The organism is Nonomuraea sp. NPDC052265, assembly GCF_044547985.1.
Taxonomy (GTDB): Bacteria; Actinomycetota; Actinomycetes; order Streptosporangiales; family Streptosporangiaceae; genus Nonomuraea.
The window spans coordinates 59,182-79,377 of sequence record NZ_JBIUBJ010000030.1; the positions used below are offsets into that span (position 1 = coordinate 59,182).

General features: G+C 64.9%; 16 protein-coding genes and 1 pseudogene. 11 read left to right on the plus strand and 6 right to left on the minus strand.

Annotation, left to right across the window (positions count from 1 at the left end; all coding sequences use genetic code 11):
* The first annotated feature begins 91 nt into the window (after window positions 1-91).
* Together ACIHAD_RS44355 and ACIHAD_RS44360 are read left to right on the plus strand one after the other, a co-directional pair.
* Window positions 92-1,348: a glucarate dehydratase family protein gene (locus ACIHAD_RS44355; protein WP_397360863.1), complete on the plus strand. Its 1,257-nt coding sequence runs from the start codon at window positions 92-94 to the stop codon at window positions 1,346-1,348.
* A complete protein-coding gene (locus tag ACIHAD_RS44360) occupies window positions 1,345-3,063 on the plus strand; it encodes a hypothetical protein (protein WP_397360864.1) in 1,719 nt (572 codons plus the stop codon). The genes ACIHAD_RS44355 and ACIHAD_RS44360 overlap by 4 nt, the downstream gene beginning before the upstream one ends.
* An 870-nt stretch (window positions 3,064-3,933) precedes the next feature.
* On the opposite strand, the gene ACIHAD_RS44365 is transcribed toward ACIHAD_RS44360, so the two are convergent.
* Window positions 3,934-4,431: a DUF402 domain-containing protein gene (locus ACIHAD_RS44365; RefSeq protein ID WP_397360865.1), complete on the minus strand. Its 498-nt coding sequence runs from the start codon at window positions 4,429-4,431 to the stop codon at window positions 3,934-3,936.
* 826 nt (window positions 4,432-5,257) lie between these two features.
* Here ACIHAD_RS44365 and ACIHAD_RS44370 point away from each other — a divergent pair.
* Window positions 5,258-5,650: a transposase gene (locus ACIHAD_RS44370; RefSeq protein ID WP_397360866.1), complete on the plus strand. Its 393-nt coding sequence runs from the start codon at window positions 5,258-5,260 to the stop codon at window positions 5,648-5,650.
* Between the two features lie 1,031 nt (window positions 5,651-6,681).
* Here the strand turns inward: ACIHAD_RS44370 and ACIHAD_RS44375 are convergent.
* Both ACIHAD_RS44375 and ACIHAD_RS44380 read right to left on the minus strand, forming a co-directional pair.
* Window positions 6,682-7,323, minus strand: a complete 642-nt coding sequence (locus tag ACIHAD_RS44375) for a response regulator (RefSeq protein WP_397360867.1) — start codon at window positions 7,321-7,323, stop codon at window positions 6,682-6,684.
* Window positions 7,320-8,681 (minus strand): sensor histidine kinase, encoded by a 1,362-nt coding sequence (locus ACIHAD_RS44380; RefSeq protein ID WP_397360868.1) that lies wholly within the window; start codon window positions 8,679-8,681, stop codon window positions 7,320-7,322. The genes ACIHAD_RS44375 and ACIHAD_RS44380 overlap by 4 nt, the downstream gene beginning before the upstream one ends.
* A 112-nt stretch (window positions 8,682-8,793) precedes the next feature.
* Between ACIHAD_RS44380 and ACIHAD_RS44385 the strand changes: the two are divergent.
* The 3 genes and pseudogenes from ACIHAD_RS44385 to ACIHAD_RS44395 form a co-directional block, all read left to right on the plus strand.
* A pseudogene (locus tag ACIHAD_RS44385) lies at window positions 8,794-9,447 on the plus strand (ABC transporter ATP-binding protein); the annotation flags it as partial.
* Between the two features lie 62 nt (window positions 9,448-9,509).
* Complete coding sequence (locus ACIHAD_RS44390) at window positions 9,510-10,274, plus strand: ABC transporter permease subunit (RefSeq protein ID WP_397360869.1); 765 nt, start codon at window positions 9,510-9,512, stop codon at window positions 10,272-10,274.
* Window positions 10,271-11,047 (plus strand): ABC transporter permease subunit, encoded by a 777-nt coding sequence (locus ACIHAD_RS44395; protein ID WP_397360870.1) that lies wholly within the window; start codon window positions 10,271-10,273, stop codon window positions 11,045-11,047. Before ACIHAD_RS44390 ends, ACIHAD_RS44395 begins: the two co-directional genes overlap by 4 nt.
* A 98-nt stretch (window positions 11,048-11,145) precedes the next feature.
* Here ACIHAD_RS44395 and ACIHAD_RS44400 read toward each other — a convergent pair whose 3' ends face one another.
* The 3 genes from ACIHAD_RS44400 to ACIHAD_RS44410 form a co-directional block, all read right to left on the minus strand.
* On the minus strand, window positions 11,146-12,831 hold the full coding sequence (locus tag ACIHAD_RS44400) for a ribonuclease J (RefSeq protein ID WP_397360871.1): 1,686 nt from the start codon (window positions 12,829-12,831) through the stop codon (window positions 11,146-11,148).
* A 54-nt stretch (window positions 12,832-12,885) separates the two neighbouring features.
* Entirely contained in the window at window positions 12,886-13,803 is a 918-nt protein-coding gene (gene dapA, locus ACIHAD_RS44405) for a 4-hydroxy-tetrahydrodipicolinate synthase (RefSeq protein WP_397360872.1), read from the minus strand.
* A gap of 248 nt (window positions 13,804-14,051) precedes the next feature.
* Window positions 14,052-14,498: a GNAT family N-acetyltransferase gene (locus ACIHAD_RS44410; protein WP_397360873.1), complete on the minus strand. Its 447-nt coding sequence runs from the start codon at window positions 14,496-14,498 to the stop codon at window positions 14,052-14,054.
* Between the two features lie 865 nt (window positions 14,499-15,363).
* On the opposite strand from ACIHAD_RS44410, the gene ACIHAD_RS44415 reads away from it, so the two are divergent.
* From ACIHAD_RS44415 to ACIHAD_RS44435, 5 genes are all read left to right on the plus strand, one after another.
* Window positions 15,364-16,080, plus strand: a complete 717-nt coding sequence (locus ACIHAD_RS44415; RefSeq protein WP_397360874.1) for a GntR family transcriptional regulator — start codon at window positions 15,364-15,366, stop codon at window positions 16,078-16,080.
* 633 nt (window positions 16,081-16,713) lie between these two features.
* Entirely contained in the window at window positions 16,714-17,001 is a 288-nt protein-coding gene (locus tag ACIHAD_RS44420) for a hypothetical protein (protein ID WP_397360881.1), read from the plus strand.
* Complete coding sequence (locus tag ACIHAD_RS44425) at window positions 16,889-17,461, plus strand: phosphotransferase (RefSeq protein WP_397360875.1); 573 nt, start codon at window positions 16,889-16,891, stop codon at window positions 17,459-17,461. Before ACIHAD_RS44420 ends, ACIHAD_RS44425 begins: the two co-directional genes overlap by 113 nt.
* A gap of 799 nt (window positions 17,462-18,260) precedes the next feature.
* The gene (locus tag ACIHAD_RS44430; RefSeq protein ID WP_397360876.1) at window positions 18,261-18,917 is read left to right on the plus strand and encodes a RadC family protein; all 657 of its coding nucleotides are present in this window, start codon (window positions 18,261-18,263) and stop codon (window positions 18,915-18,917) included.
* 680 nt (window positions 18,918-19,597) lie between these two features.
* On the plus strand, window positions 19,598-20,041 hold the full coding sequence (locus ACIHAD_RS44435; protein ID WP_397360877.1) for a transposase: 444 nt from the start codon (window positions 19,598-19,600) through the stop codon (window positions 20,039-20,041).
* Window positions 20,042-20,196: the final 155 nt, after the last annotated feature.

A 20,196-nucleotide genomic window follows, 5' to 3' on the forward strand; every position in this document is an offset into this window, starting at 1 on the left:
TCTTGACACTGTCTCGGCCCGATTCTTACAGTTGCGGCAACCTGTCCACAAATCTGGCAATTGTTCACATATATGGACGGTGGTTCTCGAAATGATTATCCGGCAGATCCACGTCACCCCGGTCGCCTTCCGGGACCCGCCCCTCCTGAACGCCGCCGGAGTCCACGAGCCGTGGGCCCTCCGGACCATCGTCGAGATCATCACGGACGAGGGCATCTCCGGCCTGGGCGAGACCTACGGCGACCTCGGCCACCTCACCAAGGTCCGCGAGTGCGCGCAGGCCCTGCTCGGGCTCGACGTCCACGCCACCAACGAAATGTACGCCCGCATCGCCGCCACCGTCGGCGACGTCGTGACCGACCTGCACGGTTTGACCGGTGCCGCCACCAAGGAGAAGAGCGTCGACCGGGTCTTCTCCCCCTTCGAGGTGGCCTGCCTGGACATCCGCGGCAAAGCGGCCGGCGCACCCGTCGTGGACCTGCTCGGCGGCCGGGTCCGCGACGCCGTCCCCTACAGCGCGTACCTCTTCTACAAGTGGGCGGGCCACCCCGGCGCGGACCCCGACCGCTTCGGCGCGGCCCTCGACGAGTCGAGCCTGGTGGCACAGGCAGCCCTCCTGATCAAGGAGTACGGCTTCTCCTCGATCAAGCTGAAGGGCGGCGTCCTCCCGCCCGACCAGGAGGTCGCCGGAATCCGCGCCCTGCACGAGGCGTTCCCCGGCCTCCCCCTGCGCCTGGACCCCAACGCCGCCTGGACCGTCGAGACCTCCATCCGCGTCGGCCGCGAGCTCGACGGCGCCCTCCAGTACCTGGAGGACCCCACGCCGGGCATCGCGGGCATGGCCGAGGTGGCGAGGGCCGTCCCGATGCCGCTCGCCACGAACATGTGCGTCGTCACCCCCGAACACCTGCCCCCCGCGATCTCGGCCCGCGCGATCGGCGTGCTCCTGCTGGACCACCACTACTGGGGCGGTCTCGTACGATCCGCGCACATCGCCACCCTCTGCGGCACCTTCGGCCTGGACCTGTCGATGCACTCCAACTCCCATCTCGGCATCAGCCTGGCCGCGATGACCCACCTGGCCGCCGCCACCCCGAACCTCACCTTCGCCTGCGACACCCACACCCCCTGGCAGGACGGCCAGGACGTCGTGCTCCCCGGCAGCCTGCGCTTCACCGACGGCGCCGTGCCGGTGCCCGCCGGCCCCGGACTGGGCGTCGAACTGGACCGCGACGCCCTGGCGGTCATGAACGAGCAGTACGAGACATGCGGCATCCGGGCCCGCGACGACACGACCTACATACAGCGCTTCGAACCCGCCTTCTCCGCGAGGAGACCCCGCTGGTGAACGTCGCCTACGTCTACCCCTGGGACATCGTCGGCGACCCGACCGCCCCCGCCCGTCTGGCCGAGCTCGGCGTGGAGACGATCGCCCTGGCCGCGAGCTACCACTCCACCCGCGCAGCCACCCCGTACCACCCCGAACACCGCATCCTGGACGTCCCCCACGCCGCCTTCTACCTGCCGATCCGCCCCCATGCCTGGTCCCGTCTGGTCCCCGCCGCCCCTACCTGGACCCCGCCGGACGCCTACCTCCAGGCCCAGACGGCCCTGCGGCAGGCCGGCCTGAAGGTCCACGCCTGGATCGTCCTCACCCACAACTCCTACCTGGGGACCCGGTTCCCCGACCTGACCGTGCGCAACGCCTTCGGCGACCCGTACCCGTACGCCCTCTGCCCCGCCCACGAGGACGTCCTGACGTACTGCGAGGCCCTCGTCACGGAAATCCTCACCCAGGCCGAACCGGACGGCCTGATCCTGGAAGCGTGCGGCCCGATGGGCTTCGGCCACCAGAGCGTGCACGAGAAGACGTCCGGCGCCGACTGGACCCCCACCGACGTCGACCTGCTCTCCTTGTGCTTCTGCACCACCTGCGCACCGCACTACCCGCCAGAAACCGCCGCGACAGTCCGCACCACCATCGACCGCCCGCACTCCACCACCCGAAACACCAAAACCACCTCAAAATCCACAACCACCCCGCCCCCGTCTTACGAAACCACCTCGCCGCCTTCCGCCACCACAACCGACCCCGCCTCGACCCCAGCCCCCGCAACCAACACCACCACGGCCTCACTCCTCGACGCCGACGCCCCTACGACCTCAGGCATCGCGACCTCCGACACCAGGGATGCCGCCGCCGCAACCGAAGGCACCCCAGATGCCACCGCCGCGGCCTCAAGCACCTCAGCCTCACACGCGCCGACTCCACCCCAAGAGGCACCGACCCCAGAGACACAAGAGACATCGTCCCCAGGGCCACCGATCCCAAGGAGACAAGGGACACCGTCTCCAGGAACACCGACCTCAGGCACCGAGGATGTCGCCGCCGCAAATCCCACCGGCGCAGCCTCAGGCACTTCGGCCTCAAATGCCCCGGCCTCGCACACCCGGACCCCCGAAACCCTGACCTCACGGGCCCCGGCCACCGGAGCTCCGGCCGCAGGCACCTCAAGCGACACTTCGACCGTCCACGACGCCACACTCCGGCCCCCCACCGCTCCAGCCAGCACCGGCCCTGCAACCACCCGCCACCACACGGACCCGATGGAGCTGGCCCTCGGCCCCCTGGCCAACGAGATACGTGCAGCCCGCGTGAGCCTGTCAGGGTCCCTCCGCCGCCGCCTCATCTCGGCCGCCCGCCGAACAGCCCCGAACATCCCCATCACTCTGCACGCCAACCCGAACCCATGGGCCACCGGCGCCTTCGCCGCCCTCCCCTCCGGCGACCCGGACCTGCACGTCCTCGTAGGCAACTGCTGGGGTGACACGACCACCGACGCCGCCCGTCTCACAGCTCTGGCGAACCTGTGCACCCCTGGCCAACGAGTGGGCGCCTACGTCCTGGCGCTCCCACCCCGCCCCGCCGACGCAGCCGCTCTGGCCGAACAACTGAGGACCTACGCCAAGGCCGGCGCCTCAGAATTTCACCTCTACCACGCAGGCATGGCCTCCCCACACCGCCTCTCCACCATCGCGACCGCCCTCCGTCTCCTCCAATAGCCCCGTCCCCACGACCTGCACCGGTCACCCCTCAAGCGCGGCCATCAGCCGCTGACGGATCAACGCCCAAAGATCAGCCAGCAGCGGACCGCCGCACCAAGCGGTCACAAACCGTCCCGCCATCGTCAAGTGCCCACACCTCGTCACCCACGCGGCTGTCGCAGAGAACTCACCGAACCGCCTGAGCAGCAGCACTGGGCCCGTGAGCCAGCACCTCAACACCGCACCAGCGAGGGGAGGCACTCAGCAGCCCACTCCCTCGAGGGCGACCCCATCGAGCCACCTACCAAGTAGGCATCGTGCTCGAATCAGCGATGCCCGTGACCGACGTCGATCCTCAGGCGCTCAAGCCCATCCAACGAACAGCCCGCCCGAGTTCCAGGAGACCTCGCCTGGGAGAGCCGATGCTCGACCACCCCAGCAAGGCGACAGACCGTCTTATGACGATCACCATCGCCTACCGAAGGTGAAGATCAGATACAGACCGACACCCACCGACCAGCGCGAGCAAGAACGAAGCTGCAAGCAGCCACTCCACAGCAGCAAGCAATGACGAAAACCGCCAACCAGAGCAGGGAAGGCTCCGACCTCTCTGGCGACCGCCCCCGCCTCGTCAGGTTTGATGGCCTCACTGCCTCCCGCTACTCCTTCAGGCACCGGCAGCCCGAATGGCGCGAGCTGCACACCTCAGGACCAGCCACCCCCCCAGGTCACCCATCACAGTCCAGCGCCAAAGATCAACCGCCTGAGCAGCGCCCCAGCCGCCCTACCCGACCACCTCAGCGCCACCCAACCCGCGTCAGTTGCCAGCGCCGGCCGTCGGGTCCAGCCCGAGCCCTGCCACTCCACCCACCGCCCGAACCGACCCACTTAGCCCAACATCGCAAGCCACCCCAGATGCGCTCCCCCGAACGGCCCTCTACGAGCCCCGACCGCATCCATCAGCCATCGCGCACTCTCTTCCGCCGCAGCGATCAACTCCGGCGGATAGCCCAGCACCACCTGGTGCTCAGCGAACTCGTCCTCATCGTCGAGAATGAGCCGCCCATCCCGCTTCCTGATCACGTCGAGGTCGAGATCCAACATGGTGACCTCGCCATCACGCCACTCGGGAACCGTGGTGACATCCACATAGACCTCAGTTTGATGCGGTACCGCATTGAACGACGCCGTCCACCAGGCGTTCCGCGGAAACAGCATGATGGCGTGGGTCTCCCAGGTGATGGCCGGCCCATCCCCCTTACGCGCAACCGTCCCTCCGGGCACGGCCACCCAAACCCCATGCTGATCATCCCCGAGCACCTTGCCTGGATGGTTCCAGTGCAGCGCCCCGCCGTACTTCCGAAACACCACCCGTACATCACTCATAGAACAAATCTACTTTTCGTCCACCGCCACCACGAGAACCAAACGACGCCCGCCCCCATCTCCCTCCCCCGGCCCGCCCTTCACCAGGCCCCAAGACCGTTGACACCCACCAGAGACTCCACCCCACCGCCCTTACCTGCTACCGACCACTCCCGCACCATGCCGAACCAGCCAGGCACGTCTCACAGCACAAGCCCCAGCCCTCCCAACACTGCCGCCCGATGCTTGGCGTGCCTCCTCTCAACCAGTTCGCGGAAGATGAACCGGCCACCGGCGACCACTCCTGAAAGGCCACCACGGCCCCAGGACTGCAGGTAAGGCAGGAACACAGCTCGAACGAAGGCCCATCCAGCCGTCCCCGAGCCGCGCTCAGGCCTCTGAAGTGCAGGCCACAGCGACAAGTGCGGCCAAGCACTCCTCAACCGGTCTAATGCATGGCCTCTCACACCCAGTGAAGACCAGCACACTCCACACCCCGCCGGAGAATCACCCCGAACTCACACCGTCGCACCCTCATCACGGCAAAGACCAACACAACCAGCAGAGCCATGTTCCCCTCAACATGCCATCCATCACACGTTCGCCATTCATCCATAAACACTCAAATCAAGCACAAAGAACATCTCGTCCCCGAACTCCACAATCGATGCAATGTCGCCGCCATTGCAGCACGCCCACGAAGAACCACCACACCGTTACCGCTTATGACCAACCGCTCAAATAGCCACACATTTCTACCATTCCTGCCCCCGCTCATACTTCCAGCCCAAGAACGCTCCGATAAGCCCCTTACCGCGACTCTCCGATCCCGCTTAGATTGTGAGCCGTGGCAAGACGTAGCGAGTTGACCGACGAAACATGGGAGCGGATCGCACCTCTACTCCCGGTTGCCGCAGGCCCCGGCCGACCTTGGCGGGGACATCGGCAAGTAGTGAACGGAATTCTGTGGCGTTTCGAGACCGGAGCGACCTGGCGAGAAATCCCAGAGTGCTACGGCCCCTGGCAAACCTGCTACGAACGATACAAACGCTGGACCGAGGACGGAACGTGGGCGCGGGTCCTGAAGGAAGCACAAGCCAGAGAAGATCTCGCCCCCTCCCGGACAGTCAGCATCCCTCCATCCGACCTCCCGCATGGCCATCAGAAAGGAGCAAACGCCAGCAGACAACCGCCTCACACCTGTGACAATTCCACAGAAGATGCGAATTGTGACGCTTAGCCCGCTGTCCCCGAACCCTCCACCCTCACCATTCCACCAGCATCAACATAAGCATTCGCCCCCACAACTAGGCCACCGACTAGTAATCTTCACCCTGAGCAAGCCGAACCACGAACGGTTACCGCATTAACCCGTTCAAAGTAGGACAAGGCCGATCTGATAGCGGATCCCACAGACACCCGCGCGGGCACTTAGAACCCCCTCCATTTTGCCCGCGCGGGCACCTACTGGTTCCTCCGCTCCGGCCCCCGCGGGCACCACCCCTACACCTGTGCCCGCGGGCCGACACCCAAGGTCGGGCAGTTCTGCACGAACTCAGGACTGATGTTCGTACCGAGGACGACGAGTCGCTCAAGGCACTGGTCACGGCGGCCGAGGTAACTGGCTACGGGACCACACCACCACTCCGCTCGACAGGGCAACTGCCCTCATCGACGTCAAGCTACCCACGGCAGCGCCTCTCGCGTGTCCGCCCCGGCGCGGCCCGTTCTTAGGACGGCGGCCCCTGGCCTTACCAGGCCAACGACCTCAGCTTCCCGACTCCGAGCCCCTGGCGTCAGGCGTCAGGCGTCAGGCGTCAGGCGTCAGGCGTCAGGCGTCAGGCGTCAGGCGTCAGGCGTCAGGCGTCAGGCGTCAATGGGACAGCCCGCAGACACAATCTGTTCCCTGCAACCCAGCGTGTTCATAGACGTCCACCAGCCATCTTGAGCGAAAATGCCGGACAACCAAGGAAAATAGTGAGCGCCGTATGCTCTAAGCCGCCGGTCGACGCCAAGTGACCAAAAGGCGACTAAAAAGTCATCCTCGCCTCAAAGAAGGGCCCTTAGCCTGAAACCCAGAGGGCCCCGCGCTATCGGCGCACTCTACTTGCCACCCGCTTACCAAGCCACTTGCGATGCAGACCAGCGCCCCCGAGCGCGCCACGCTATCCGTGATACGAACCACCACCCCGGCTCCGCTACAGTCTGGGCGAAGAAGGCGCGCCCTACGAGAGAAGCACTCCTTACCCGCTATTCAGGCAATGCCCCGAATCACCGCCTTGCGGAAACCAACCCACTCTCGTATGCCGCGATGACCAACTGCGCTCTGTCACGAGCCTCCAACTTCGCAAGCAATCGGCCGATATGCGTCTTAATGGTGGCCAAGCTCAACCGCAAATGATCAGCGATCTCCCCGTTGGACAGCCCGCGAGCGATCAACAACAGCACTTCGCGCTCTCGCTCAGTCACCCTGTCAAGCCCCTGCGGTCGCTGCACCACAGGAGTCTTCGTGAACTCCTCGATCAAACGCCGCGTCACTGTTGGCGCCAGCAGAGCCTCACCACTCGCGACCACCCGAACAGCAGCGAGCAGGTCTGCGGGCGGCGTGTCCTTGAGCAGAAATCCACTCGCCCCAGCCCGAAGTGCGTCGTAGACATAAGCATCTAGATCGAACATCGTCACCACGAGAACCCGCGAGACATCCCCAATATGCCGAGTCGCCTCGATGCCATCCATATCTGGCATGCGAACATCCATCAGCACCACGTCGGGTCGCTGTTCCAAAACGACTGCCACTGCTTCGCTGCCGGTTGACGCCTCGCCCACAACCGTCATGTCAGGCTCGGAATCCACGAGCATCGTGAAGCTCCCCCGGAGCAGAGCTTGATCGTCAGCAACGACGACTCTGATCACGAACCCCCCCGATAGGGCAGGCACGCGAAGACGCGAAACCCTCGTCGAGGCAAACTCCCCGCTTCAAACACGCCGCCGTACATCATGACCCGCTCCCGCATCCCGATCAGCCCGTGGCCGGCGCCGTCTGCAGGCGACATACGCCTGCCCGGACCTTCGTCGATCACCTCGATCCGCACCTCGCCTCCATCCGCGGCGACGGATACCTGACACCGAGTCGGCGAGGCATGCTTGACCACATTGGTAAGCGCCTCCTGCACGATGCGATAGACGGACAACTCCACGCCATCAGGCAACCGTCTTCCCTCCGCCGTACGGCCTTCTCGTCGTCCCCCCATTCCATTCGCGGGGACGGCTCCTCCGGTCAAGCGTTCATTCAGCGCACGGTCGTCGTTCCAAAGCGTGGTGTGTTCCCCTTCACCAGGCCCGCCCCCGATCCGCCCCTGTGGCGGGCTTCCATCCTGAACGTGCACACCCGCCCATTGCCGGCCGGCTTCATCCTCACCTATCCGGAGATCAAGCTCGACCTCGACTCCAGCTTGCCTGGCCTGCTCCGCCAAGCCCACCAAACCCGCGATCCCCGGAACGGGAACGAGATCTGGCAACTGGGTCGAACGCAGCATGCCGAGCAGGTGGCGCATCTCAACCAGAGCACTCCGGCTGGCGGTCTCGATCACGCGCAGGGCGTCGTGTGCCTCTTCCGGCCTGGTCGCCAGCACGTGATTGGCCACGCCCGCCTTGACTGCGATCAAGCCGACGCTATGGGTCACGACATCGTGCAGCTCCCGCGCGATGCGTAACCGCTCCTGCGTCACCGCATGCTCGGCCAATCGCTCGGCCTCCCGCGCGGCGTACAGCCTGCGCTCCCGGACCGCCCGCCCTATGGTCCAGGCTCCGCCGAGTGCCGCGATACCGACCAGCGGTTGATCGATGTGGGCCAGCCAGGCAGGAGCGCCCCCGCGCGGCGCGCCGCCTGCCATCACCAGCCCCAACACGCTGATCATACTGACCACACCGATGGCTGAGGACGGCACCAGAGCTCCGCGCTTGTCGGACATCGCCACGATGTAGATCGCATATGCCGGTGCGATGCAGGCGTACCCCACCGCATCAACAGCAGCGGCGAAGATGGCGAGCACCAGCGTGAGGCAGAAGACGGGCAGAGGCCAGAGCCTTCGCACCGCCAACGGCAATCCCAATCCGCACGGGAGGGCGATCTTCATCCACGGCGGCATTCCCGGCGTGGTGACCGCCGCCGTGACGAACACGAACGCGAAGCCCAGCCCCGCCACCAGATCGAGCACGATCAGCTGCCCGCGGCTCCAACGCCTGGCGAAGAAGGGATGGGTCTCGTTCACGCGTTGAACGGTAGCCTCTCGCCGAGCTGAGCACGTCAGCCCAGGGTCTGACCTCGAAGTTCGAACCGTGGTCTGATGCGCCGCCGACCCGGCGTGCCGCATCTTCTACAGCGTGATCGAACTGCAGCACCTCACCAAGCGCTACGACAGCACGCTCGCCGTGGACGATCTGTCCTTCACGGTGGAGCCGGGCCATGTGACGGGTTTCCTCGGCCCCAACGGCGCCGGCAAATCCACCACGCTGCGCCTGATTCTGGGCCTGGACGCGCCGACCTCCGGCCAAGCCCTGCTCAACGGCAGACGATATGCCTCCTGGAGCAAGCCCATGTTCGAGGTGGGGGCGCTGCTCGACGCGGGTGCGGTCCATGGCGGGCGCAGCGCCTACAACCATCTGCTCTGTCTGGCCACCACCAACGGCATCGGCGCCACCCGGGTGGCCGAGGTGCTCGAGCAGGTCGGGCTGGCAGGTGTGGCGCGAAAACGTGTGGCCGGCTTCTCCCTCGGCATGAAGCAGCGGCTCGGCATCGCGGCCGCGCTGCTCGGCGATCCTGGCGTGCTGCTGTTCGACGAACCCGTCAACGGCCTTGATCCCGACGGGGTGCGCTGGATCCGCGACCTTATGCGGTCGCTGGCTGCAGAGGGGAGGGCCGTCCTGCTCTCCAGTCATCTGATGAGCGAGATGGCGTTGACCGCCGAACGCATCGTGATCCTCGGTCGGGGGCGGCTCGTCGCACAATCGACGGTTGCGGAGTTGACCGAGCGCTATCCCTCGCTGGAAGACGCATATTTGGCCCTGACGGCGAGCAGTGTCCAGTTCGGAGCGGCGAGGTGAGGGCAGCGCTGCTCGCCGAGTGGCTGAAGCTCCGGTCGGTGACTTCGACGTGGCAGGCGATGGGTGCGGCAGCTCTCATGGCGGTGCTCGGCGTGGTGTGGACGATCTATGCCGGCGGCCTCGCCGATGAACGAGGGGCACTGCAGGCAGCCGCGCCGGAACAGGGGTTCCTGCCGCTCCTCCAGATGAGCCTCGCTGTGCTGGGCGTGCAGGCGGTTACGTCCGAGTACGCGACGGGGATGATGCGTGCCAGTCTCACTGTCGTTCCGCGGCGCGGCACCCTACTTCTGGCCAAGGCCGTCGTCGTCGGCCTGGTCACCTTGACGGCGGGTCACGTCATCCTGCTGGTCACCTATTCGGCGAGCCGTCTGATCTCGCATAACCACCGGCTGGGTTTCAACGAGACATCTCTGATCAACGACATGCCGATGTTGTCAGCCGCAGGGATCTCGGTGACGGCGCTGGCTCTGGTGGGGCTCGGCTTGGGCGTGGCCACGAGGTCGACGGCGGGAGCGATCATCTCGGTCGTTGCCTTGCTGTTCGTCCTGCCCGGCGTCGTCATTTATCTGCCTGCGCCGTGGAACACGCGTGCCGCATCACTGCTACTGCCGAACCTGGTTCCTCAACTCGTCAGTGATCGCCTCTCGTCGCGGCTTGGGGACGGCCTTCTTCCACCTTGGGCCGCGCTCCTGGTTCTCCTGGCCTACCCGGCGATCGCGCTCCTTGCCGGTTTCATCTTGCTCAAGCGGAGGGACGTATGAGTGTTCTCGCCTCAGAGTGGCTGAAGGTCCGTTCGGTCCGCTCTTCCTATCTCGTCGCCGGCATCAGTCTCGGCACGATCCTTCTGGGCCTGGCTCTGGCCTCCATGGCGGCCGGGATGTACGACAACGCCCCGGCGGAGCAGCGCCCGAGCGCCCGGATAGCGGATCTGGAGGAGGTTCTGGTGATTGTGCCGCAGCTTTGCATGGGCGTCTTGGGCACGTTGGCCATCACGTCTGAATACACCACCGGCTTGATCAGAACGAGCCTCACGGTCGTGCCCCGTAGATGGCCGGTTCTCGCTGCGAAGTCTGCCGTGGTGGGCATGCTGAGCCTGGTCATTGGCCTGCTAGCGGTGTTCGGGACGTATCTCGTCTCGCGTTGGGTGCTTGGCGACCGTTTTTCCGGTGCTTATCTGACCTCGTTCGGGGACAGGCTGCCGTTCCTGCTCGTCACCAGTCTTACGGTTGCGGTTTTCGCGCTGCTGGGCTTGGGATTGGGCGCGCTACTGCGTTCCGCGGCCGGTGCGATCACCTTGCTGGTGGGTCTGATCTATGTGATCCCAATGATCGTGGGCAACATCCCGGAGCCCTGGAGTGAACGGCTGGGCTCGATCATGATCGGTGCCCTGCCCCGCGAGATCACCGGCGACATCATCACCACGTCGGTGTACGGGTCACTTCTGTCTCCGCCTGCGGCCGTCGCCGTGCTGGTGGGGTATGCGGTTCTTCCCCTGCTGGCCGCCATCTGGCTCATACGCAGGAGGGACGCTTGAGTCCCGCTCTGAGGATCTTGTTGAGGCGTATCCTCCGCCGACTTGTTCTGCGACCGTGGGTACGGCAGGCTCAGGTGCCTGCCGTACCGCTCGGTGGCTCAGACTTCGAGCACTACAGGGATGATCATGGGGCGGCGGCGATAGGTGTCGCTGACCCAGCGGCCGACCGTGCGGCGCACGACCCGGCGGATCTCCTGCATGTCGACCACGCCGTCCGCGGCCTTGTCCTGAAGAGCCCTTTCGATCTGCGGAATGAACTCCTCGAACTGCGCCGGATCGATACCGGACCCGCGCGCGTGGATCTCGGGGCCGGCGGTGAGCTTGCCGGTGGCGGAGTCGACCACGACGACCACCGAGATGAACCCTTCGTCGCCGAGGATCCTGCGATCCTTGAGCGAGGTGTCGGTGATCTCGCCCACCGAAGTGCCGTCGACGTAGACGTATCCGGCGTGAACCGCTCCTACGATCTTCGCCCTGCCATCGACCAGGTCCACCACGACGCCGTCCTCGGCGATCACGATGTGGTCGTCGGGGACGCCGGTGAGCGCGGCAAGCTTGGCGTGCGCCCGCAGGTGCCGCCATTCGCCGTGAACCGGCATGAAGTTCGAGGGACGGGTCAGGTTGAGGACGTAAAGGAGCTCACCTGCGGCCGCGTGGCCGGAGACGTGCACCTTGGCGTTGCCCTTGTGCACGACACGAGCACCCCACCTGGTGAGCCCGTTGATCACCTTGTTGACCGCGGTCTCGTTCCCTGGCACCAGGGACGAGGCCAGCAACACGGTGTCACCCTTGGCGATGCGGATCGGATGGTCGCGATTGGCCATCCGAGACAGCGCCGCCATGGGCTCGCCCTGAGAGCCGGTGCAGACCAGCACCACGTCTTCCGGCGGCCACTCCTCGATGTCGCGCGCGTCGACGATCAACTCCGGCGGCACCTTGAGGTAGCCCAGATCACGAGCCACGCCCATATTCCGGACCATCGATCGTCCTACCAGGGCGACCTTGCGGCCGTGCCTGGCCGCGGCGTCCATCACCTGCTGGATGCGGTGCACGTGCGAGGCGAAGCTCGCCACGATCACGCGCTGCTCGGAGGTACGGATCACCTCGTCGATGACCGGCCCGATCTCCCGCTCGCTGGTGACGAAGCCCGGCACCTCGGCGTTGGTGGAGTCCGACATCAGCAGATCGACACCCTCGGTGCCGAGCCTGGCGAAGCCGCCGAGGTCGGTGAGCCGGCCGTCGCTCGGCAACTGGTCCATGCGGAAGTCGCCGGTGTGCAGGACGATGCCGGCGGGCGTCCTGATCGCCACGGCCAGCGCGTCGGGGATCGAGTGGTTCACTGCGAGGAACTCGCAGTCGAAGGGCCCGAAGACGTGCCGTTCGCCCTCGACGACCTCGACCTTGGTCGGCTGGATCCTGTGCTCCGTCAGCTTGGCCTCGATCAGGGCCAAGGTGAGCCTGGATCCGATGAGCGGAATGTTGCGCCGCTCGCGCAGAAGGTAGGGCACCGCCCCGATGTGGTCCTCGTGGGCGTGCGTCAGCACGACGGCTTCGATGTCGTCGAGCCTGTCCCTGATGTATTCGAAGTCGGGCAGGATCAGGTCGACGCCCGGCTGGTCGGGCTCGGGGAACAACACCCCGCAGTCGACGATCAGCAGCCGGCCATCGTATTCGAAGACGGCCATGTTCCTGCCGATCTCCCCCAACCCGCCGAGCGCGACGATGCGCAGGCCGCCGTAAGGCAGCTCCGGCGGGGGCCCAAGCTCAGGATGCGGATGGCTCATGCCCGGCCCCCATGGTCAAATCGTGTTCTCAAAACTCCCGGTTCCTCCCCGTTCCTATGCGTCCGTCAACTTCACCCCGCCGGCCACCAGGCAAGCACGCAGCTCGGCGATTTGTTTCTCTGTCGCGGTCACGAGCGGCAGACGTACCGGTCCTACCGGCACACCCACCAAGCTCAGCGCCGCCTTTGCCATGATCGCGCCCCCGGCCTTCAGCATGATCCCGTCAACCACGGGTGCCACCTGACCGTGTACCTCCAGCGCTTGCTTCACGTCACCGCTCTTGTGCAGCTCGATCATGCGAGCCAGTTCGGAGCCCACCACATGTCCGACGACGCTGACGAACCCTGCGGCACCGAGGGAGAGCCAGGCCAGGTTGAGCAGGTCGTCGCCGGAGTAGAAGACGAGATCGGTCGCCGTCATCACCTGGCTTGCGGCGAACAGGTCGCCCTTCGCGTCCTTCACGGCCACGATGCGGTCGTGCTGCGCCAGGCGGATCAACGTCTCAGTCTTGATCGGTACACCGCTGCGTCCAGGGATGTCGTAAAGCATCACCGGGAGCTCGGTGGCATCAGCCACGGCGGTGAAGTGCTGAAAGAGCCCCTCTTGCGGAGGCTTGCTGTAGTACGGAGTCACCACCAGCAACCCGTGGGCGCCCACCTCCGCCGCCTGCTTCGCGAGCTTGACGGTGTGGCGCGTGTCATTCGTCCCCACTCCCGCCACTACTGCCGCGCGGTCACCGACGGCCTCCAGCACGGCGCTGACGATCCGTCGCTTCTCGTCGTCCGAGGTGGTGGGCGACTCGCCTGTCGTCCCATTGACGATCAAACCATCGTTGCGCTGCTCGTCCACCAGGTAGGTGGCCAGGCGTCGTACGCCTTCGTAGTCGACGTCGCCGTCAGAGGTGAACGGCGTGACCATCGCGGTCAGCATGCGACCGAAGGGTGCTTCGGCGGTTCCAGTTGGCGATGCCATAGTGCGAACGCTACCTGGATTCGGAAAAACGTTGGACGTCGCCACCCCGTTTTGCCTGCCTCGCGGGGCCAGTTGCCCTCATTCGCGGACGTTCGGAGGGGCAAGACTACAAGGATGGCCGCTTGGTGCACCCGATCCGCTTCGCGGGCGATCATCCTGCCGGCGGGCGAGTCCACATCTTCTCCCTCGACACCTTCCTTTCGCTGGGCGGGATCGAAGGGGAAACGTCGGCAGCCTCCTGGCGCCCCCTACCGCGGCAGTTCGATCTGGTATCTGATGAAGCCCCTGTTCTCGGCGACCTTGTCGTAGAGACGGCGCGCAGTGCTGTTCGATTCGTGGGTGTTCCAGTAGACACGGGAGCAGCCGCGATCCCGTGCCCATTCCGCGACGGCCTCGATCAGCTTGCGTCCCACACCCCTGCCCCGCACATCCGGAACAGTGAACAGATCCTGGAGATAGCAGACGTCGGCGTCAGGAGCCGAGGTGCTGGCATGAACCAGGAAGTGCGTGATGCCGACGAGCCGACCGTCCGACCTCGCGCCGAAGGCGTGCATCCGTGCGTCCGCCTGAAATTCCTGCCAAGCCCGTTCATACATCTCGTCCGGTTCAACTCGCTGATAGAAGTGGATGTAGGCCCGAAACAGGCGTTCCCATGCATCCCGGTCGGACGGCATGAGCTTGGCGATGCTGATCACATGAACTCCTTACAGGCACGGCCTCAGACCACCGTCTCCACAGGGCGCACCGCGCCAACAACCAAGACGAGGGCGGCAGCTCACAACCTAGGGAGAAGATGGCTCTCTCCAACACGGCCACTTCTTTGCGATAGCAGAGGACCACTCTGCCTGACGCCAGCCCAAGAATTTGCCTCATGAGGGCGAAGTCCCACAGGGCACCCCGACGCGGTCACCGGCGACCGATCACAGAGGCACTGCACGGTCGCACCGCTCTGCTGCCGCTCTAACAGGAGCGCTGCGCCGCGGAGGACCTGTCCGAGGCTGACCGGCTCTGCGTGTGTTGTGACTCACTCCAGCCGGCCTCTTGGCCTCCAGAACCAACGCCAGGACTTCTGCGGGGGCTGATCATGTGCGCCCTCATTCTGGCTGTCACTCCTCCACATCAGCGAGCAGTATGACTACTTACAGTCACACAGTCGGGCGCATCGCCATCGCAGCTTGGCGTTGTCCATGGATGCCATCCGACAGACTCGTCACAGCACTCTGCCCTCGCCCCTTCAGCCGTGGAACCACCAGAAGGGTTGGCGACAAGCGAGGACGGCCACAAATCAGCGCACAATGTACCGAATAAGCTGCACGGACTCGCCGCAACGGCCACACTCACGGGCGCGCATTGGAAGAGGCCGCCGATATGTGCTCGGGGGTACACACATCGACGACCTCTACCGAGAATCGGTGTCCCTTACATCAGCGTTACAGGGTTTCTCCGATAATTTTTCGCCATCGCAAAGTTGGGGCTCCAGCAGTCATCGATGACGGTCGGTTACCTGTCGAATACGGCAACATGGGGCAACGCCTCACACGAACCCCCAGGGATGGACTAGTGGCCACCTCAGATCCGGTCTACCTGCGTGTCGTCGAAGACATCCGGCGGCAGATCCTCGACGGTACCCTCCCCCCAGGCGCGCCCATCCCCTCACGGGCGCAGCTGACCCGCAAGTACCAGGTCGGCGAGACCGCTGCCCGTCACGCTCTCCGCGTGCTCGCGGGAGAGGGTCTCATCATCGGCCGTGTCGGTTCAGGCCATTACGTCAGAGACCGCCCAAATCTGACCCCGTTGCATCGATGGCGCTTCCTGGATCATCCCGCGCCGTTCGCGGCCGACCTGCAGTCGCAAGGCAGGCGCGTGACGTGGGATTGGCACAGCGAACCAGCCGATGCCAGCCCCGACATCGCCAGACGCCTACGCATCGACGAACAATCCACGCTGACCAGAACGCACTACGTCTTCCGGGGCGACGGCAAGCCGATCCAACTTGTCACCGCCTACGAGCCGATGGCGTTCGTCGCCCACACCGAGGAGGAGCGCCGGAGCCTAGTCGCGAGAATGTACGCGCATGGCATAAAGATCACTGAGGTAGTCGAGAGCATCCACACCCGGGTGCCTCAACCGGCCGAGAGTGATGCGCTCGACCTGGCGGCAGGGGTTCACGTCCTGCATGTCGAACGTACGCACTGGGCCGGCGAACGGCCTGTCGAAACGAGCGACATCGTCATTCCAGGTGATCGTTTCAGAGTGATGTACAGCATGCCCGTCTGACCCGATTCAGGGCTCCGGGTGGCGCCGCGCCTCGCTGCCTGGAGCCTGCCCACAGACAGGCACCCGAGAGATGACACCCAGGGAGCCGAGGGCAACACCACGGGCCCTCACCGCTTGTACCATGACGCCCGTTGACATGGTCGGTTGGTACTCAAGATACGAGTTGGCGCGAGCAGGCCGAGGTTTCTCGGACGTAGTGCCAGGCGGTGGTGGTGCCGATGGAGGAGCCAGCGGCCAGGCACGCGTAAGTGTCGCTGTTGCGCACGGGGGCCGGTAGAGCCTGCGGGCCCGGGAAAGGTTTCGCCACCGTGAACCGCCCGCGATGCGGTGGCGGTGGAGGATGTCGGCGACGTGGGGCAGGGGGCGGCGTGCCAACGATGCTGCGGCGCGGTGGAACAGCGGACGAAGCTCCCGCAGAGGCATTGTTCTTGGTCGACACCTCATCTACCAGGGGGTGTGATCAAGTCTGGTGATCCGCCATCGGGTCGTCACATGCACCTTGAGGTGGAGAACGCCTGGCTGCTCGATGCGGTCAGCTGCGGGTGTCATGCATGAGGTCGCCTGGCAGCGGGACGCGATCAGCCATGCGGTCGTACGTGATAAATCCGGCGACATCGGCCGTCATCCCCCACGATGGTGGCCGACGTGGAGGAGGTCGAGATCGTCGTCGCTCATAACGAGCGCGCGACCCTGCGCGTCGGTGATGTGTTCCTGAAGATCGACACTGATCCGTCGCGTACCGACGTCGAGGTCGAAGCGATGGCCATGGCGCCGATCCCGACGCCGGAGGTCCTGTGGCGCAACCCCCGTGCTCGCGCTCGCCGCCCTCCCCGGGACGGCACTCGGCCGCCTCGGCGAGCCGTCGATCGCGTCGCCGGCGGCGTGGGCCGCGGCGGGTGCCGCCGCACGGATGCTGCATGACGCGCCGCTGCCGCCATGGCGCGGTTGGAGCCTGGAAGGGCTCGCATCGGACCTCGACAGGGAATGCGAGTGGCTCGTCACGAATGGTGTTCTCCCTGCCGATCTGGTCACGCGCAATCGTGAGGTTGCCGAGGCTGCGCTCCGGCCGTGGACACCGGTGTTCATGCACGGCGATCCGCAGATCACCCACGTGTTCGTCGACGGCGACCAGGTCACCGGCGTGATCGACTGGTCCGAGGCGGCACAGGGCGTTGCCTTGTTCGACCTCGCCATCTTGACGCTCGGGCATGAGGAACATCTTGGTGACGTCCTTGCCGGCTACGGCTCCGACGTCGACCTCGGCGTGATCCACGGATGGTGGTCGTTGCGAAGCCTGCGGGCGATCCGCTGGTTGATCGAGCACGGCTTCGACCCGTTCTTGCCGGGGTGCGAGGTCGATGTGCTGGGAGCTCAGATGTGAACTGCACGAGCCTGCCGGGTTAAGGGCCGTTCTGTCGCATCAAGCCGATTCATCTCCCGAGGCCCGTCGGCTTCCAGACCGACGAGGCCATGGTCGTCGAACGTCTTGGGCAGCCGGGGTGCGACATCGGAAGCCGACACATGACTCGAGTCGAAAATGCGTTTCAACTGTGGGAGCACTGCCTCGAATGAATTCATGATAAAGCCTCAGCGTGGTACGAACCGCTCGCGGTCGGCGAGGCCCCGTGAGCGGAGGTCGATGATCCTTGCTGCCTTATCCGAGAATTGTCGCGGTAATCCCCATATCAGCGAGCAATGCCGCATCGAGACTACGAAGGCACTTCCTGGACGCCATAAACAGACGCTACCCCAGACACTCGCTCGGCCTTTTCTAGCAAAAGGCCGAGCAGCGAGACATTCCGACACTCTGCGGACAAAAAATGCACCCGGAGCTTGTGGCGAGATTGGAGGCGACGCTCGCAGCCAACCTCGGAATCCACCATCTGGTTCCCACCGCTGCCTCCGGAGCTGGCATCGATGCTGGTAGGCGGCTTCAGAAGCAAGTGATCACCTGGTGGCTGGAGTACGGCCACCCTCATATCGCCGCACAAGTTCACCGCCCGGCGACGGAGCCTGGGGCGCATGGTTACGAACCCGGCTATTCCTCGTATTGGCGCTCCACGGCTGCTGTCTGCGTAGCTCATACGCGATATATCCGTCTAATACGCGCTTTCTCGGCCCCTGAATTCGAGACCTGAGATTGTCGGTCCTCGTTGATAGAACGGGTGCGGAGGTTGCGAATGCGAGTCAAAGATCTGTACGAGCGCGATCGGCCGCGAGAGAGGCTCATGTCGAGCGGCGCGGCGGTGCTTGCCGACCGGGAGCTGCTGGCCGTCCTGCTCGGTTCCGGTTTTCGTGGGGCGAGCGCGCTGGAGCTGGCCAGCCAGGTGATCGAACACTGCGGTGATCTCGATGCGCTCGGGCGCGCGGACCCGCATCGACTGCTCAGACTGCGAGGTATGGGGCCGGCCAAGGCGGCGCGGGTGGCCGCGGCGTTTCATCTCGTACGGCGTGCGGCGTCGGAGCCTGCGCGGGCCCGCATCGCCAGTACGTCCGACCTGGCGGAGGTTTGTGCGCCCTTACTGCGCGGCCTCGGTCACGAGCGCTTCGTCGTAGTGGTGTGCGATACGCGGGGTGGCGTACTGAAGCGTTCGGTGCTGACGGAGGGCGGCGCCGATCACACGACGGTGCCGGTGCGGGAGACGATCTCGCTGGTGCTCACCACCGGTGGCTCCATGTTCGGCGTTGCCCACAATCATCCTGGAGGTTCTCTCGACCCCAGCGATGCCGACCTGGAAGTGACGGCCCGCCTCGCCGAGGCCGCTCAGACAGTCGGGCTACGTCTCCTCGACCATCTGATCATCACGGATGCGGCCTGGAGGCGGATCTCCATGTAAATCACCTTCATCCAGGACCTCGACGGACGTTTGAAGTCGAGGGACCTAAAGGGAATCTTCCCACTGATAGCGCCGAACAGGAGCAACACATGAGGCGATCATGAGAATCTAATGGCGCGAGTTGAGGCCGTAATGGATGTCGGCCGGCCAACAGACTCGCCTTGGCGTGGTCCCGCGCATCCCGGAGAGTGCGGGACCACGCTTCTCCTTCTTGCGAATTTATTTCGGCTGGGCGATGGGCCGACCGCGAGAACGGACCGCAGACCCAGATTCTTCTGGATGCCGGCAGCAAACGGAACCCGCAGCTGCGCCCGGCCATGAAGTATGGCGCGGTGCTACCGAGACGGTCCTCCTAGGTTCCCGACTGCAAGCATCGCTACGCAGGGGACTCTGCGCCGGATTGTCCCTTGCCTCTCGAATGGCAACTGTTGAGCATAAGACGTTAGTCATGAGGATTAGTCGTTGTTGGCATATGATTCCTATCGCGTCCGCTCGAAATTTTGGCCAATCCTTGCCGATCTGCTGCGCTACGCATGACGGAGAAGGCACACTGGTTTCTGCGGCCATTGCAAGCCTCCTTCACCCCTTGAATCGTTGCTGTTCGAAGGGGACTTGCGATGGCCGTCCTTATTGCCCTGGTGACGAGGCTGAGAGCAGATGGCAGTCGAGGGTAGGGATAAATGCGCTATACAGATCTGACGAATGCGGAGTGGGAGCGGCTGGTGCCATTGCTGCCCGACGGCGAAGTTGGGCGGCGGCGGCAGGGAAACCAGCGGACGGTGATCAACGGGGTGTTGTACCAGGCACGTACCGGGTCGCCCTGGCGCAACCTGCCGGATCGGTTCGGATGTTGGATCACGGTCTACAAACGGCAGCGCCGCTGGTCGGCGGACGGGACCTGGGGTCGGTTGCTCAGGGATGTGCAGGCGGCGCAGGGCGTCAGCAGCCACATGAGTGGGGACGTTGTGGTGCATCCTGGCGCTGTCATGCGTTACGACGCCGGGTCCTTGGCTGAGGCTGGGCGCGAGGAGGAATCCGGGTCAGTACGACTCAGCGATCCTGTGCTGGCGAGTCTGGCACTCCGGCTGACCGAGGTGATCAGGATGGGGAAACGTAAGAGTTGAAGTGCGGGCGCTGGCGGCAGCAGGCGCCGATCGGTTGTTGACGTAGGGCGCCTGCTGTTGGGTTGCGTCCACGGAAGTGGTGTACGAGTTTGACCTGGTCAACAGGTGTGGCGCCGTGAAATGAGTACGGCCATCGCGTGATCCTTCGTAGCAAC

What these genes read in the sequence shown, in the direction of transcription:
- ACIHAD_RS44430 (WP_397360876.1), top strand. Translation starts at nt 18,261, where the DNA reads ATGCGAGTCAAAGATCTGTACGAGCGCGATCGGCCGCGAGAGAGGCTC.
- ACIHAD_RS44420 (WP_397360881.1), top strand. Translation starts at nt 16,714, where the DNA reads ATGGTGGCCGACGTGGAGGAGGTCGAGATCGTCGTCGCTCATAACGAG.
- ACIHAD_RS44365 (WP_397360865.1), bottom strand. Translation starts at nt 4,431, where the DNA reads ATGAGTGATGTACGGGTGGTGTTTCGGAAGTACGGCGGGGCGCTGCAC.
- ACIHAD_RS44435 (WP_397360877.1), top strand. Translation starts at nt 19,598, where the DNA reads ATGCGCTATACAGATCTGACGAATGCGGAGTGGGAGCGGCTGGTGCCA.
- dapA (WP_397360872.1), bottom strand. Translation starts at nt 13,803, where the DNA reads ATGGCATCGCCAACTGGAACCGCCGAAGCACCCTTCGGTCGCATGCTG.
- ACIHAD_RS44400 (WP_397360871.1), bottom strand. Translation starts at nt 12,831, where the DNA reads ATGAGCCATCCGCATCCTGAGCTTGGGCCCCCGCCGGAGCTGCCTTAC.
- ACIHAD_RS44355 (WP_397360863.1), top strand. Translation starts at nt 92, where the DNA reads ATGATTATCCGGCAGATCCACGTCACCCCGGTCGCCTTCCGGGACCCG.
- ACIHAD_RS44395 (WP_397360870.1), top strand. Translation starts at nt 10,271, where the DNA reads ATGAGTGTTCTCGCCTCAGAGTGGCTGAAGGTCCGTTCGGTCCGCTCT.